12 protein-coding genes are annotated in these 14123 nt (G+C 66.7%); 4 read left to right on the top strand and 8 right to left on the bottom strand.

From position 1 onward, the window contains the following. Positions 1 to 10 precede the first annotated feature (10 nt). The 6 genes from ACWEKR_RS00245 to ACWEKR_RS00220 form a co-directional block, all read right to left on the bottom strand. Positions 11 to 1366: a restriction endonuclease subunit S gene (locus ACWEKR_RS00245; RefSeq protein WP_452352606.1), complete on the bottom strand. Its 1356-nt coding sequence runs from the start codon at positions 1364 to 1366 to the stop codon at positions 11 to 13. After that, on the bottom strand, positions 1363 to 3336 hold the full coding sequence (locus ACWEKR_RS00240) for a type I restriction-modification system subunit M (protein ID WP_452352605.1): 1974 nt from the start codon (positions 3334 to 3336) through the stop codon (positions 1363 to 1365). Before ACWEKR_RS00240 ends, ACWEKR_RS00245 begins: the two co-directional genes overlap by 4 nt. Before the next feature lie 134 nt (positions 3337 to 3470). Next, entirely contained in the window at positions 3471 to 4526 is a 1056-nt protein-coding gene (locus tag ACWEKR_RS00235) for a cobalamin-independent methionine synthase II family protein (protein WP_452352604.1), read from the bottom strand. Positions 4527 to 4763: 237 nt separating this feature from the next. Continuing rightward, positions 4764 to 5156, bottom strand: a complete 393-nt coding sequence (locus tag ACWEKR_RS00230; protein ID WP_452352603.1) for a hypothetical protein — start codon at positions 5154 to 5156, stop codon at positions 4764 to 4766. A 141-nt stretch (positions 5157 to 5297) separates the two neighbouring features. Continuing rightward, positions 5298 to 6254 (bottom strand): electron transfer flavoprotein subunit alpha/FixB family protein, encoded by a 957-nt coding sequence (locus ACWEKR_RS00225; protein WP_159838490.1) that lies wholly within the window; start codon positions 6252 to 6254, stop codon positions 5298 to 5300. A gap of 38 nt (positions 6255 to 6292) precedes the next feature. Continuing rightward, positions 6293 to 7078 (bottom strand): electron transfer flavoprotein subunit beta/FixA family protein, encoded by a 786-nt coding sequence (locus ACWEKR_RS00220; RefSeq protein WP_063019653.1) that lies wholly within the window; start codon positions 7076 to 7078, stop codon positions 6293 to 6295. 263 nt (positions 7079 to 7341) lie between these two features. Between ACWEKR_RS00220 and ACWEKR_RS00215 the strand changes: the two genes are divergently transcribed. The 3 genes from ACWEKR_RS00215 to ACWEKR_RS00205 are packed head-to-tail and all read left to right on the top strand — an operon-like array spanning position 7342 to position 11074. Beyond that, positions 7342 to 8160 (top strand): class I SAM-dependent methyltransferase, encoded by an 819-nt coding sequence (locus ACWEKR_RS00215; RefSeq protein WP_452352602.1) that lies wholly within the window; start codon positions 7342 to 7344, stop codon positions 8158 to 8160. Further along, positions 8157 to 9824, top strand: a complete 1668-nt coding sequence (locus ACWEKR_RS00210) for a 1,4-alpha-glucan branching protein domain-containing protein (protein ID WP_452352601.1) — start codon at positions 8157 to 8159, stop codon at positions 9822 to 9824. Before ACWEKR_RS00215 ends, ACWEKR_RS00210 begins: the two co-directional genes overlap by 4 nt. After that, positions 9821 to 11074, top strand: coding sequence for a glycosyltransferase family 4 protein (locus ACWEKR_RS00205; RefSeq protein WP_159838484.1), 1254 nt, complete (start codon positions 9821 to 9823; stop codon positions 11072 to 11074). The genes ACWEKR_RS00210 and ACWEKR_RS00205 overlap by 4 nt, the downstream gene beginning before the upstream one ends. A 12-nt stretch (positions 11075 to 11086) precedes the next feature. On the opposite strand, the gene ACWEKR_RS00200 is transcribed toward ACWEKR_RS00205, so the two are convergent. Both ACWEKR_RS00200 and ACWEKR_RS00195 read right to left on the bottom strand, forming a co-directional pair. Beyond that, complete coding sequence (locus ACWEKR_RS00200) at positions 11087 to 11632, bottom strand: DUF1697 domain-containing protein (RefSeq protein WP_159838482.1); 546 nt, start codon at positions 11630 to 11632, stop codon at positions 11087 to 11089. 185 nt (positions 11633 to 11817) lie between these two features. Beyond that, a complete protein-coding gene (locus tag ACWEKR_RS00195; RefSeq protein ID WP_195086240.1) occupies positions 11818 to 12567 on the bottom strand; it encodes an acyltransferase in 750 nt (249 codons plus the stop codon). Positions 12568 to 12768: 201 nt separating this feature from the next. Between ACWEKR_RS00195 and ACWEKR_RS00190 the strand changes: the two genes are divergently transcribed. Next, complete coding sequence (locus tag ACWEKR_RS00190; protein ID WP_452352600.1) at positions 12769 to 14097, top strand: outer membrane protein assembly factor BamB family protein; 1329 nt, start codon at positions 12769 to 12771, stop codon at positions 14095 to 14097. Positions 14098 to 14123 lie beyond the last annotated feature (26 nt).

Raw genomic sequence — 14123 nt, 5'->3', positions numbered from 1 at the left:
GCGTCTTCCGCTAGAAGGAACGTACATCGATCTTGCCGGTCACCGCATCCGCGATCAGAGCGGAGCGGTACTCCCGCAGGGTCTCGATCATCTCGGTGGACTTGGCGATGAGGGCGTCGATTCCTTCGATTCGAGTCGACAAGAAATCGACGATTGATTTCTGTTCGGCGACCGATGGAAGCGCGATTGCGATGTTCCGGAAGTCCACCATCGAGAGGTTTTGCATACTTGAGCTTGCACCGACACAGCTCGCCGCAATCTGTGATCGATAGCAGTCAGTCAGGGTCCAGTAGTAGATGAATTCCGGCAGTGTCCGATCGAAAGTTACCTGCCACAGCTTGTCCGACAGGTACAGATTGGGCCGCGACTGCTCCACGTATCCCGACGACCCCACCAGGATGGGGGTGTTGGCCCGGTTGACAATCAGTGTGCCCTTGACGACCTGGCAAGAAACTCGAGGAATCTCATCTTCGATCACCGTCTTGTTGGCTTCTGGGTTGAACCAACCAGCCGACACACAACTCGTCTTGAGCACACCGATCTCGTCCGAATTCACCGGCACGTCAGCACCATTTACGCTGGTGCCGGACTCGATTGAGGCGATGACATGCTTGAGTCGGCACGGCATCCAATGCGGCGGAACGTGCCCGAGCCATATCACACCCGAATCCGTCGTTTCGATGTCCGGATCGAGCCCTTTGGTCACGGCTTGCGTGATCGTGGCGACACGGTCCTCGCGCAGCGTCTCGATGAGCTGCTCCTGCTTGGCGATCAGCGCGTCGATCTTGTCGGTCTCGCGATCCAGGAAGTCCGCTATGACGACTTGCTCGACCGTTGGGGGAAAGCAAACACGCTCGTCGAAGTAGTTCTGCTGATCAAGATTTTGAATCCCAGAGGTCTGCTTTATTGAGGGTTGCGTGAGGCGTGAGCCATACAAGCAATGATGCAGGTAGGTCCAAAATCGAGGTTCCATTCCCTGGCGGAGTGTAACCCTAGCAACAAAATTGGACGTAACAGCAGGCTCATTCCGGTCATACAGAACAACGAATCCTACGGGATTCTTCTCACCACCACCAGATTTCTCAAGGATGAGATCACCATTACGAAGAATTCGGCCGCTTCTTTCAGACTCGCTCACTTTCCGGTAGGTGACGTCACGATCATGGATCGCCAATTTGGGTCGATCGAAATCAGCAACGCGAACACACCGGATGTCATCAGAACCCCCATCCGGCTCGGCACCCCAGATCCCATTTTGGCTGCTTTCAACGGATAACTTGATCCGGTCCACCCACCAATGGGAAGGAATACCTCCAAGCCACTCGATCCCAGAATCCTTGTACTCCTCGTATGCTGGCCAGTTCACGCCCCAACCTCCGCGAGCATCGCCTGAATCTCAGTGACCAGACCCCGCAGATCCTTCTGGATTTCCTCCAACGGCCGCGGCGGGATGTACCGGTAGAAGTGCCGGGTGAAGGGGATCTCGTAGCCGATCTTGGTTTTGTCATGGTCGATCCACGCGTCCGGGACATGCGGGAGAACCTCGCGGGCGAAGTACTCTTCGATGTCCTCTGCAAGCGGGACGTTCTCGGTGTCCCGCAGCGACGAATCCGCCTCCGGCTCGCCCTTCGTCGTAATGACATTGGCCTCGGGGTCATGCTGTCCAACAGCGGTCCAGATCGCCTTCACCAGCGGAGCGCCGGGCTTCGACATGCCCGCGTCGATGAGCGCCAACTTGAGGTCGATGACGAACTTGTCGCGGTTCGACCACGACCGGCCGACCAGAGAGGTCAGTGCCGTACGCACCGAATCTTGCTCGTACGCAGACAGTTTGGCCACTGCCTTGCCGGTGAGTACCTGCTCGACGGTGTGCTCATGCACATGGAAACTCAGTTGCAGGGGACGTTCAACGGTGATGGTGCGATAGCCGAAGTCCTCGTTGGCGAACACCTTCGACAGCGCGGGCTCGTCGGTGCCATCGTCGTGACGGAACTCCTCGTACAGCTCGCAGATCAGCTTGATGTCCTGGTCGCGGAGTTCCTTGCGCTTGGAGCCCAGCGACTTCCGCATCTTGCCGAACATGTCGACCGCATTGATGAGCTGGACCTTGCCCTTGCGTTGTTCGGTCTTCTTGTTGTCGAGAATCCAGATGTAGGTGGCGATGCCGGTGTTGTAGAACATGTCCGTCGGCAGCGCGATGATCGCGTCCAGCAGGTCGTTCTCGATGATCCACTGACGAATGTTCGATTCGCCCGACCCAGCACCGCCGGTGAACAGTGGGGAGCCGTTCAGGACGATAGCCAGCCGTGAGCCCTTGTCCTGCGGTCCGCGAACCGGGCGCATCTTCGAGATCAGATGCAGCAGGAACAGCAGCGAGCCGTCGGAAACGCGGGGCAGCCCCGGGCCGAAGCGGCCGGCGTGGCCGCGCTGCTCGTGCTCATCGGTCACCTTTTTCTGCTGGCTCTTCCACTCCACGCCGAATGGCGGATTGGACAGCAGGAAGTCGAAGTGGTGGCCGGAGAAGCCGTCGTCGGCCAAGGTGTCGCCGAGGTAGATGTTGTCGACGCTCTGACCCTTGATGATCATGTCCGACTTGCACATCGCGTACGAGCGGCCGTTGACCTCCTGCCCATACAGGACTGGCTTGGCGTCGGGATTCATCGCGGTGAGGTGGTCGTAGGCGACCGACAACATGCCACCGGTTCCGGCGGCGGGGTCGTAGACAGTGCGGACGATCCCTGGGGCGGTGAGCTCGAGATCCTTATCGGCGTAGAGCAGGTCGACCATGAGCGCGATGACCTCGCGCGGGGTGAAGTGGTCACCGGCCTGAGCGTTGTTGGACTCGGCGAACTTCCGGATCAACTCCTCGAAGATGTAGCCCATGTCGTGCCCGCTCACCCGATCCGGGTGCAGGTCGACGTTCGCGAACTCCTTGACGATCAGGAACAGCCGATCCTTCTTGTCCAGTTCGGCGATCAGAGCGGGCAGACCGTAGCCGTCGAACACGTCCCTGATGTTCACGGAGAAGCCCTCGAGGTATTCGACCAGGTTGTCGGCCAGCCCGGACGCGTCGGCGGCCAGCTTGCCGAAGTCCCATACCGAGGTGTTGAAGAACGGCAATCCGAACTTCGACCTGAGCACGATGAACGGATCGATCCCGAGACCTCGCATCTTCTTGTACTCGGCTAGCACCTCGGCCTTCTGGGGCGCGAGGATCGCGTCGAGTCGACGCAGGATCGTGAACGGCAGGATCACATCGCCGTACTGGTTCGGCTGATAGGGGCCGCGAAGCAGGTTCGCGATGCTCCAGATGAGTCCGGCATTGGTGGTGGCCATAAAGGAATCGTCCTTCATCCTCGATGCGGTGTTACACGTGGCCTGGGAGCAGACGGAGTGGTCGGTGCGGCTCCTCGCCGAACGAGAGCGGCCCCGGGGATTGCGGGGCCGTAGATCGAGTCTCGTTGAGCGAATCAGACGCGCAATTCCGTCGACGCCAGCGCCGTGCCCTCGATGCGCGCGCGGATCTTGGCGAACGCGGTCTCCCGCGAGGTGGAGGTGTCGTCGGCGAACGGCGAGAAGCCGCAGTCATCGCAGGTGCCCAACCGTTCGACGGGCAGGTAGCGAGCGGCGAGCAGCACCCGGTCGCGCACCTGTTCGGGTGTTTCGACCTGCGGGTCGATCGGGTCGGTGACGCCGATGAACACCCGCGCCTCGGCGGGCAGGTGCTCGGCGACCACGGCGAGCACCTTCTCCGGGTCCGGCTCGCTGGCGAACTGGAGGTAGAACGCGCCGACCCGCAGTTGCAGCAGTTTCGGGAGCAATTGGACATAGTCCACGTCCAGGCTGTGCGTGGAGTCCTGGTCACCGCCGGGACAGGTGTGTACGCCGATCCTCGCCCGCTCCTCGTCCGAGAACCGTTCGAGCACCGTGTTGTTCAGCTCGATGAACTGGTCGAGCACCCCGCCGCTTGGATCCAGCTTGAGCGACAGCCGCCCTTCGGTGAAGTCGAGCTGCACCAGGTGCGCGCCCGCCTCCAGGCAGCCGCGAATGTCGGCCTCGGCTGCGTCGGCGAGGTCGGCGAGGAACTGCTCGCGGGGATAACCCTCGATCCCGTCGGCCGGGTACAGCAGGCTCAGCGCCGACGGCGCGATGACGGCCTGCTTCACCGGAACGGTCGCGTGCTGCTGCGCGTCGCGCATGTAGTCCGCCGCGTGCGCGGCGTATCGGAACGGGCCCGAGGTCAGCCGGGGCAGCTGTCTCTGGTGCCCGTCGGCGAACGGGATGACCGCCCCGTCCGGGGCCAGATTGTCCAGACCCGCGATGGGATAGGTGGCGAAACTCGGCTTGGACTGCTCACCGTCGGTGACAACAGGAGAGCCGAGTTCCTCCAGCTTCCGGATGGTCTCGGCGACCGCGCGCCGCTGGAGTTCGGCGAGCGCGGCGGCGTCGCCGGATTCGTCGGCCATGGCGGCCAACAGGTCGTGAGGTCGAGGGATGCTACCGATCGGTTCCGTGGGGATGCTCACCGGCCGAGTGTACGGCCGCGACCTGCGCTTTCGATGCGAAATAGCATGCGCCGTAATTTCTTTCGCCTCGGTCACGAATTTCCGTGCGAGTGACCTCGAGAGTTCGCACGAAATTCGCGCCGAAAGTCTCCGACCAGTCACAACAAACCAAGCGCTTGAAGATCAGCGCCGCTACGTCCCAATCGACCGAAACGGTTCGAACCGACCAGGACCCCGGCGGAGTCGCTCGCACCCGCGTCAGTTCGTCAGTTTCCTGGCCGAGACGCACGAGCACCGCGTCGGCCGCGCGGCGGCTATTCGTTCCACCAGTTGGATGAGGTCACAACCGTAGATGGTGGCCAGCGCTTGCAGCGTCTCACGAAAGCGGCGAGGGAAATCGACATAGTCGGTGGCCAAAGGCAGCATGATTCGGCCTAGCAGGCCGTCCTCCCCTGGAAGTCGCCAGATCTCTTTGATGTCCTGATGGCGGGACTCCAGTTGCCAGTCGTGGGAGGCAAGGTACTGGGACACCACCGGTGGCGACAACACCGACGCGGCTTCTCGGAGAGTGTCCCGCCGCGCGGTGATCGGCAGACCGCCGTCCACGCCGGTCGCCGACTGAAGGTTGCCGCTGTCTACGACGTCGCTCATCGCCCCCCTTGCCCCCATTCCGCAGTGCAGCAACGCTCGCCAACAGTAGCTCAAAACCGTTGTGAGATCACGTGTCGACGGTGAAACGAAAAATGGCCCCGACCGTTCGGTCGGGGCCACTTCTCGATCGCTCCGAGGGTGTCAGCCCTTGTGCGCCTTGACCGCTTCGGTCAGCTGGGGCGCGACGTTGAACAGGTCGCCCACGATGCCGTAGTCGGCGATCTCGAAGATCGGCGCCTCTTCGTCCTTGTTGACCGCGACGATGGTCTTCGAGGTCTGCATGCCCGCGCGGTGCTGGATGGCGCCGGAGATGCCGAGGGCGATGTACAGCTGCGGCGAGACCGTCTTACCGGTCTGGCCCACCTGGAACTGGCCCGGGTAGTAGCCCGAGTCGACCGCGGCGCGCGACGCGCCGACGGCCGCGCCGAGCGAGTCGGCCAGCGCCTCGACCACCGAGAAGTTGTCGGCGGAACCGACACCGCGGCCACCGGAGACCACGATGCTCGCCTCGGTGAGTTCCGGACGGTCACCGGCCACGACCGGCTCCCGCGAGGTCACCTTGACCACGCCTTCTTCCTGCGCGGGCACCTCGACGGTCACCTTCTCGCCCGCACCCGCCTGCGCGGAGGCCTCGACGGCGCCCGGGCGGACCGAGATCACCGGGACATCGCCGGTGACCTTGGCGTCGACGGTGAACGCGCCACCGAAGATGGAGTGCACGGCGGTGCCGTCGGACTTCACGTCGATGACGTCGACCAGCAGGCCGGAGCCGATGCGGGCGGCCAGGCGACCCGACACCTCCTTGCCTTCGGCGCTGGCGGCGACGATGACGGCGGCGGGCGAGACCGACTCGGTCAGCGCGGCCAGCACGTCGACCTTCGGGGTGACCAGGTAGTTCTCCACATCGTCGGACTCGGCGATGTAGATCTTCTCGGCACCCGCGGCGGCCAGCGCGTCGGCCAGCTTCTCGCCGGTGCCCGCCGTGCCGAGCACGACGGCGGCGGGCTCGCCCAGGGCGCGGGCGGCGGTGAGCAGTTCGGTGCTGACCTTCTTGATCGCACCCTCGGCGTGCTCGACGAGCACGAGTACTTCAGCCATGTGTGTTCTCTCCTAGGAAGTCTGCAGCGCTACCGAGATCAGATGATCTTCTGGCCGATCAGGTACTGGGCGATCTTGCTGCCGCCGTCGCCTTCGTCCGCGATCTTCTCGCCCGCGGTGCGCGGAGGCTTCGGCGTGGCCGCGGTGACCGTGGAGCCCGCGTTCGCGACGCCCACGGTCGAGGGGTCGACGCCCAGGTCGGCCAGCGTGAAGGTCTGCACTTCCTTCTTCTTCGCGGCCATGATGCCCTTGAAGGACGGGAAGCGCGGCTCGTTGATCTTCTCGGTGACGCTGACGATGGCGGGCAGGCTGGCCTCCAGCTTGAACACGCCTTCATCGGTCTCGCGCTCGCCGGTGACCTTGTCACCGTCGACGGTCAGCTTGCGCAGGTGCGTCAGCTGCGGCAGGCCCAGGTACTCGGCGATGATCGCGGGCACCGCACCCGCGCGACCGTCGGTGGCCTCGTTGCCCGCGATGACCAGCTCGACACCCTCGACCTGGCCGAGCGCGCTCGCCAGCACCCACGCCGTCTGCACGGCGTCGGAGCCGTGGATGGCCGGGTCGTTGATGTGGATGGCCTTGTCGGCGCCCATGGACAGCGCCTTGCGGATGGCCTCGGTGGCGCGGTCCGGACCGGCGGCCAGCACGGTGACCTCGCCACCCTGCGCCTCCTTGATCAACAGCGCCTCTTCGACGGCGCGCTCGTTGATCTCGTCGAGGACGGCGTCGGCGGCCTCCCGGTCGAGGGTGAAGTCACCGTCGGTGAGCTTGCGCTCCGACCAGGTGTCGGGAACCTGCTTGATGAGTACGACGATGTTCGGCATCGGTCTTCGTCGACCTCCTGTTCTGGTTACACGTATGTGGTGGTCGCACGAACTGCGCCGTACGCCCGGGTGGGTGGCTCAGGCCGTGACATTACCTTACGTTAAGTTACCCGTGGGTAACTTAGTGGCTTCTCTCTCACAAGTGGGTACCACGCGTTACAGTGCGCCCGTTCGCCGACCCCGCTTCCGGGCGGTCGAAGCCGCACTTCCGGGCCGACCGGGTGGGTGTCCCGCCTGGAAACGGTGGCAGTAACGTCGGAGTGATGAGCGAGGCTGTGATCCCTGCCGCAGTGGACGACCCGTCCGGCATCCCCGCGGACCCCGAGACGAGCGTCGGCGCCGTCGAACCGCTGCCGCTGACCGGCGAGCGCACCGTGCCCGGCATCGCCGAGGAGAACTACTGGTTCCGCAGGCACGAGATCGCCTACGCCCGCCTGCTGGACCGCTGCGCCGGAAAAACCGTGCTGGAGGCGGGTTCCGGCGAGGGCTACGGTGCGGACATGATCGCCGACGTGGCCACCAAGGTGATCGGCGTGGACTACGACACCGGCGCCGTCGAGCACGTGCGCGCACGCTACCCCCGCGTCGAGATGATCCAGGGCAACCTCGCCGAGCTGCCACTGGAGGACTCCTCGGTCGACGTCGTGGTGAATTTCCAGGTGATCGAACACCTGTGGGACCAGTCCCAGTTCCTGCGGGAGTGCCTGCGCGTACTGCGTCCCGGCGGGGAGCTGCTGATCAGCACGCCCAACCGGATCACCTTCTCCCCTGGTCGCGACACTCCGCTCAACCCGTTCCACACCAGGGAGCTGAACGCGGCCGAGCTGACCGAGCTGCTCGTCGAGGCCGGTTTCGAGGTCGCGCGGATGATCGGCGTGCACCACGGCCCGGCCCTGAAAGCGCTGGACGCCAAGCACGGCGGGTCGTTCATCGACGCGCAGATCGAACGCGCGCTGGCCGGTGAACCCTGGCCCGCGGAACTGACCGCGGACGTCGCGAGCGTCACGGCGGACGATTTCGTGCTGGAAGCGGCCGACATCGACGCGAGTCTGGATCTGGTCGCCATCGCGGTGAAGCCTTGACCGATCGCAGTACCGTGCCCGGCGGGCACGCCGCAAGCCCCGTGCCGGGCCAGTTCACCTTGGTCCTGCACTCCCATCTGCCCTGGCTGGCCCATCACGGCCGCTGGCCGGTCGGCGAGGAATGGCTCTACCAGTCCTGGGCCGCGTCCTACCTGCCGGTCGTCGAGGTGTTGCGAACCCTTGCGGCGGAAGGACGTTCGCACCTGCTGAGCCTCGGCATCACGCCGGTGCTCGCGGCTCAACTGGACGACCCGCACTGCCTGGCGGGAATGCACCATTGGCTGGGCAACTGGCAGTTGCGCGCCGACGAAGCCGCCATGGCGGGCAACGTGGCGCTGGGCAGGCACGAACACCGCCTGGCCGCCGCCGCACTGGCCGAGTTCGAGCGGTACTGGCGGCACGGCGCGGCGCCGGTCTGGCGCGCGCTCATCGACGCGGAGACCATCGAACTGCTCGGCGGCCCGCTGGCCCATCCGTTCCAGCCGCTGCTGGATCCGCGATTGCGCCAGTTCCAGCTCACCGAGGGCTTGGCCGACGCGCGGCACCGCTGGGGTCACACACCGACGGGCATCTGGGCGCCGGAGTGCGGATACACCCCTGGCATGGAGGTCGGCTACGCCGCCGCCGGTGTGACGCATTTCATGGTCGACGGGCCGGCCCTGCGCGGCGACACGACGCTCGGCCGTCCGGTGCGGGATTCCGATGTGGTCGCGTTCGGACGTGATCTGCAGGTGAGCTACCGGGTCTGGTCGCCGAAATCCGGCTACCCCGGACACGCCGCCTATCGTGACTTTCATCACTACGACCACGCCACGGGTCTCAAACCCGCGCGGGTCACCGGCAAGACCGTCGCGGGCCCGGACAAGGCTCCCTACGACCCGGAACTGGCCGCCGCGGCCGTCGCTCGGGACGTGGACGACTTCGTGCGGACGGTGCGGGAGCGGTTGATCTCCGAGTCCGAGCGGATCGGGCGGCCCGCCTTGGTCGTGGCGGCGTTCGACACCGAACTGTTCGGCCACTGGTGGCACGAGGGCCCGCAGTGGCTGGCGCAGGTGCTGCGCGCGCTGCCGGAGGCAGGCGTCACCGTGGGCACCCTCGCCGACGCGCGAACCCGCGGTTACCTGGGCGAACCGGTACCGCTGGCCGACTCGTCCTGGGGTTCGGGCAAGGACTGGCGGGTGTGGGCGGGCGAGCAGGTGCGCGACCTGGTGGAGCTCAACGACGATATCGTGCGGCTGAGCCTGGACACCGTCGACAAGATGCGGGCCGCCCAGGGCGGCGCGCCCGGGCTGCGCGACCACGTCGCCGATCAACTGCTCCGCGAAGCGATCCTGACCGTCTCCAGCGACTGGGCGTTCATGGTCAGCAAGGACTCCGCCGCGGGTTACGCGCGCGACCGCGCACACCGCCACGCCCACGCGGTCCGCGAAATCGCCGCGGCCGTCGGGGCGGGCCAACTCGCGAAAGCACGGCAGTTGGCGGCAGGATGGGGGGCAGCTGACGGACTCTTCCCCGGCGTGGACGCGCGACGACTGACTTCCGCGGGGTCCGTACCCAGCGCCACCGGGGCAGTATCCGCCGCCGCGCCGGGACCGGGCTCCGCCACCGCGAGTCACGGACCGGGCCCGGCGGACCCGGGCTCGGCCGCAGAAGGACTTGCATGAAGATTTTGATGGTGTCGTGGGAGTACCCGCCGGTCGTGGTCGGCGGGCTCGGCAGGCACGTGCATCACCTCGCCGTCGAACTGGCCGCGGCGGGCCACGAGGTGGTCGTACTGTCCCGGCGCCCCTCCGGCACCGACGCCTCGACCCATCCCACGCACTCCTACATCGCCGACGGCGTGCTCGTGGTGGCCGTCGCGGAGGACCCGCCGGTGTTCGACTTCGGCGAGGACATGCTCGCCTGGACGCTGGCCATGGGACACGCCATGGTGCGTGCCGGCGTCGCGCTCGGCAAGCCTGGCATCGGCGACGGCTGGACGCCCGACGTGGTGCACGCGCACGACTGGCTGGTCGCCCACCCCGGCATCGCCCTGGCCGAGTACTACGACGTGCCGCTGGTCTCGACCATCCACGCCACCGAGGCCGGTCGGCACAGCGGCTGGGTCGCGGGCAAGGTCAACAAGCAGGTGCACTCGGTGGAGTGGTGGCTGGCCAACGAATCCGACGCGTTGATCACCTGCTCGGCGTCCATGCAGGACGAAGTCGAGCGTCTCTACGGACCCGAGCGGATCCCGATGACGGTGATCCGCAACGGCATCGACGTCGGCGCGTGGACCTTCCGTCCCCGCTCGCCGCGCACCGGCCCGCCGCGACTGCTGTACGTGGGCAGGCTCGAGTACGAGAAGGGCGTGCAGGACGCGATCGCCGCGCTGCCGCGCATCCGCCGCGCCCACCCCGGCACCACCCTCACCGTCGCGGGCGTCGGCACCCAGTTCGAGTGGTTGCGCGAACGCGCCCGGGTGCACCGGGTGGCCCGCGCGGTGAACTTCACCGGTCAGCTCGACCACGCGGAGCTGCTCGGTTGGCTGCACGGCGCCGACGCGATCGTGCTGCCGAGCCGGTACGAACCGTTCGGCATCGTCGCGCTGGAGGCGGCCGCGGCGGGTACCCCGCTGATCACCTCGACGGCGGGCGGCCTGGGCGAAGCCGTGATCGACGGCGTCACCGGCGCGTCGTTCGCGCCCGCGGACGTCGACGGCTTGGTCGAAGCGGTCCGCGCCACCCTCGACGACCCCGCCGCCACCCAGCAGCGTGCCTACGCCGCCCGCGAACGGCTCACGGCCGATTTCGCGTGGGACGTGGTGGCGGCGGAAACCGCCCAGGTGTATCAGTCGGCCAAGCGGCGGGTGCGCAACCCGCTGGGCCGCCCGTCCATCGTGGAACGTCCCCTGCCGGAACGCGATCCGAAGTAACCACCCCCTCGGCTAGCCGCCCAGCTTCTTGACGATGCGCTCGACGGTGAGCCAGGTGCGGGTGGTGATGTCCTTGCCGTATGTCTTCTCCAGCCAGGCCATGAAATCGGGCGTCTTGCCCGGCTCGCTGTTGTCGATGACCGCGAGGAACGCGCGCGCGTCCGCGTCATAGCCGACGACCCGGGTGAGCGGGTCGGGCCGCTCGGGCAGGTCGGATGGAGCTTCGGCCGTGTCCTTGAGGAACGTCGCGATCAGATATGTGCCGCGCCCGTGAGTCAGGCCGTGGAACGGGTCGGTGTCGAGCAGTGCCCGCAGTTCGTCGTGACTGCGGATGATCGTCCCACCGCCGATGCCCAGTTCCCGGATCAGCGCCTGCTGGATGCGATCTTCCAGCTCGGACACATCGGACTCCGCGCTGTGGAACACGATATTGCCGCTGGCCAGCACCGACCCCACGCCCTCGAAGCCGAGCGACTCGAACACCGCGCGCAATTTCGCGTTGCTCATGTTCGGATTGCTCGGCATGATCCCGCGCAACAGCGCGGCGTAGGCAGTCATAGCGCCGAACCTACTCGCCCGCACCGACGAATCCAGGGCCCCACCGGGCGGCCGCCGGTCTCGGCTCGGCGCGGACTCCGGTAAGCGAGGCTGGTCCCGGCGACAGCCGCGACGCAGCGCGGCCGCTGCGATCAGAGCGCGCCAACGTAGCCCCTCGACGACCGCGACCGCACCGGCCATCCTTGTCAGGCGGTCTGCGTCGCCCCGTTCTTCTTACGCGCGATGTCCTCCAGCGCAGCCAAGTATTCGGCTCGTGCCTCCGCCCCGGCCTCCCAGGTGGCCTTGCGGTTCTTGACCACCTTGGCCGGAGCGCCGACGGCGATGCTGTAATCCGGGATCTCGCCTTTGACCACGGCGTGCGCGCCGAGCACGCAGCCACGGCCGACGCGCGTCTCGCGCAGCACGGTCACCTTGGCCGCGATCCAGGTGTCGGGACCGATGCGCACCGGGCTCTTCACGATGCCCTGGTCCTTGATCGGCACGGTGATGTCGTCCATCTTGTGGTCGAAGTCGCAGATGTAGCACCAGTCGGCCACCAGGGTCGACTCCCCGATCTCGATATCGAGGTAGGTGTTGACGACGTTGTCCTTGCCGAACACCACCTTGTCGCCGATGCGCAGCGAACCCTCGTGGCAGCGGATCGCGTTGCCGTCGCCGATGTGCACCCAGCGGCCGATCTCCATGCGGCTCAGTTCCGGCGTGGCGTGGATCTCCACCCGGCGGCCGAGGAAGACCATGCCGCGCAGCACGATGTGCGGGTTGGCCAGGCGGAACTTGAACAGCCGGTAGTACCGCACCAGATACCAGGGTGTGTACGCCCGGTTCGCGAGCACCCAGCGCAGCGACGCCGGCGTCAGAAAACGCGCCTGCTGCGGATCCCGGCGGCGCGATCCCCGCCAGCGCGAGCGCAACGGTGCGCCCCACATGCTCGTCACGAACGGTTCTCCTGTCGTGGTCCTACCGGCCGTCGCTCGCCTCGGCGGCGACGGATAGAGCCTATCGCTCGCGGCGGGCACCGCGACGACCACCCGCGACCACAACGCCGGGACTGGTTCACCCGCGCAAAGGGCTCCCGTACAGTGACTCCTGCGCCGGAGAGGGCGCGGTGCGAGCCAACGACGACAGGAGTACGGCAGGTGCGAAGCGGCGGCGTACTGGCTACTTCCATGTGGCGACCGTCCCGGAAACGCGCCGCGGCCGTGCTGGCCGCGGTCGGCGCGCTGACCCTGGCCGGTTGCGGCACCGATTACGACGACATCACCGTCGGCACCGGCAAGGGCTGGACCGCCGCCTACCACGACGGCCGCAACAGTGGCACCACTCCGATCACCGGATCGCGGAAGATGGGGCTGAGCTGGCAACGGCCGATCGGCGGTCCGATCGCCCAGCCCGTCACGCTGGGGCCCGACGGCCAGCTGTTCCTCACCACGCGGCTGCAGAACTGCTCGATCTTCTCCTTCCAGATGGCCACCGGCCGCAAGCGGTTCTGCAACGCGCTGGGCCCGAGCGCGATCTCCGCGCCGTCGGCGGTCGACGGGATGACCAACGTCTACGTCGGCGACGACAGCAGGGTCATCTCGTTCAACTACCTGGGTCAACCGCGGTGGGCCACGCCGGTGGCAGGCACACCGGTCTCGGTGCAGTTCACCGGCGACGGAAAACTACTGACGATCAGTCAGTCCGGTCAGGTCGACGTGTTGTCCCGGCAAACGGGCGAGCGGTCGGTCCCGACGCTGCAACTGCTCGGCGAACCCAACTTCCTCGTCAACGCCGGGCTCGGCTGGCCCGACGCGGGCCAGGGACTCGACGACTGCGCGACCGGAGGGCCGCAGTGCCCCGTCGCGAACATCTCCCCCATCGATGCGGGCAGCGGCAGCTTCTACGTGACGTTGTGGCAGCCGGGGCGGCCCGCGGCGGCCGTGATCGCGCTGCGCTACACCGGGGACAAGGTCGTGCGGGAGTGGAGCGCCGAACTGCTGCTGGGCGGCAGTTCCACCAGCCCGGCTCTGTCCGCCGACGGCGGCACCCTCTACGTCGGCGACAACAACAACCGCCTGATCGCCCTGGACACCGCGGACGGGCGCACCAAGTGGGTGCATCGGCTGGACTGGACGCCGCGCGGCGGCATCTCGGTGTCCGATGACGGCCTCATCGTCCCGTCCGGCGAGGACGGCTACCTGCTCGCGCTCCGGGACAAGGGCGACACGGCCGAAACGGCGTGGGAGCGCAAGGATCTCGCCCTGCGTGGCTCCGCGGCGCAGACGATGGGCGACACCGGTTACGTCACCGCGGCCATCGGGGACGGGCTCAACCTCGTCACCTTCGATACGCGAACCGGAAGCACCATCGATTCCGACGTCCTGCCGGGCGCGAAGGGAACCACCACCGGCACATCGATCGGCGCGAAGGGTGAGGTCGTGGTCGCCACCCGGATCGGCGAGATCTTCGCCTTCGAGCCGGAGTAGCAGCCGGCGGCCTCCGCCGAAGCGAG

The sequence above is a fragment of the Nocardia sp. NPDC004573 genome, assembly GCF_053602135.1.
The sequence above is the reverse complement of the archived record's forward strand: the minus strand, read 5'-3'. Positions and strand labels throughout refer to the sequence as shown.

What these genes read in the sequence shown, in the direction of transcription:
- ACWEKR_RS00240 (WP_452352605.1), bottom strand. Translation starts at nt 3,336, where the DNA reads ATGGCCACCACCAATGCCGGACTCATCTGGAGCATCGCGAACCTGCTT.
- ACWEKR_RS00230 (WP_452352603.1), bottom strand. Translation starts at nt 5,156, where the DNA reads ATGAGCGACGTCGTAGACAGCGGCAACCTTCAGTCGGCGACCGGCGTG.
- ACWEKR_RS00225 (WP_159838490.1), bottom strand. Translation starts at nt 6,254, where the DNA reads ATGGCTGAAGTACTCGTGCTCGTCGAGCACGCCGAGGGTGCGATCAAG.
- ACWEKR_RS00220 (WP_063019653.1), bottom strand. Translation starts at nt 7,078, where the DNA reads ATGCCGAACATCGTCGTACTCATCAAGCAGGTTCCCGACACCTGGTCG.
- ACWEKR_RS00215 (WP_452352602.1), top strand. Translation starts at nt 7,342, where the DNA reads ATGAGCGAGGCTGTGATCCCTGCCGCAGTGGACGACCCGTCCGGCATC.
- ACWEKR_RS00205 (WP_159838484.1), top strand. Translation starts at nt 9,821, where the DNA reads ATGAAGATTTTGATGGTGTCGTGGGAGTACCCGCCGGTCGTGGTCGGC.
- ACWEKR_RS00200 (WP_159838482.1), bottom strand. Translation starts at nt 11,632, where the DNA reads ATGACTGCCTACGCCGCGCTGTTGCGCGGGATCATGCCGAGCAATCCG.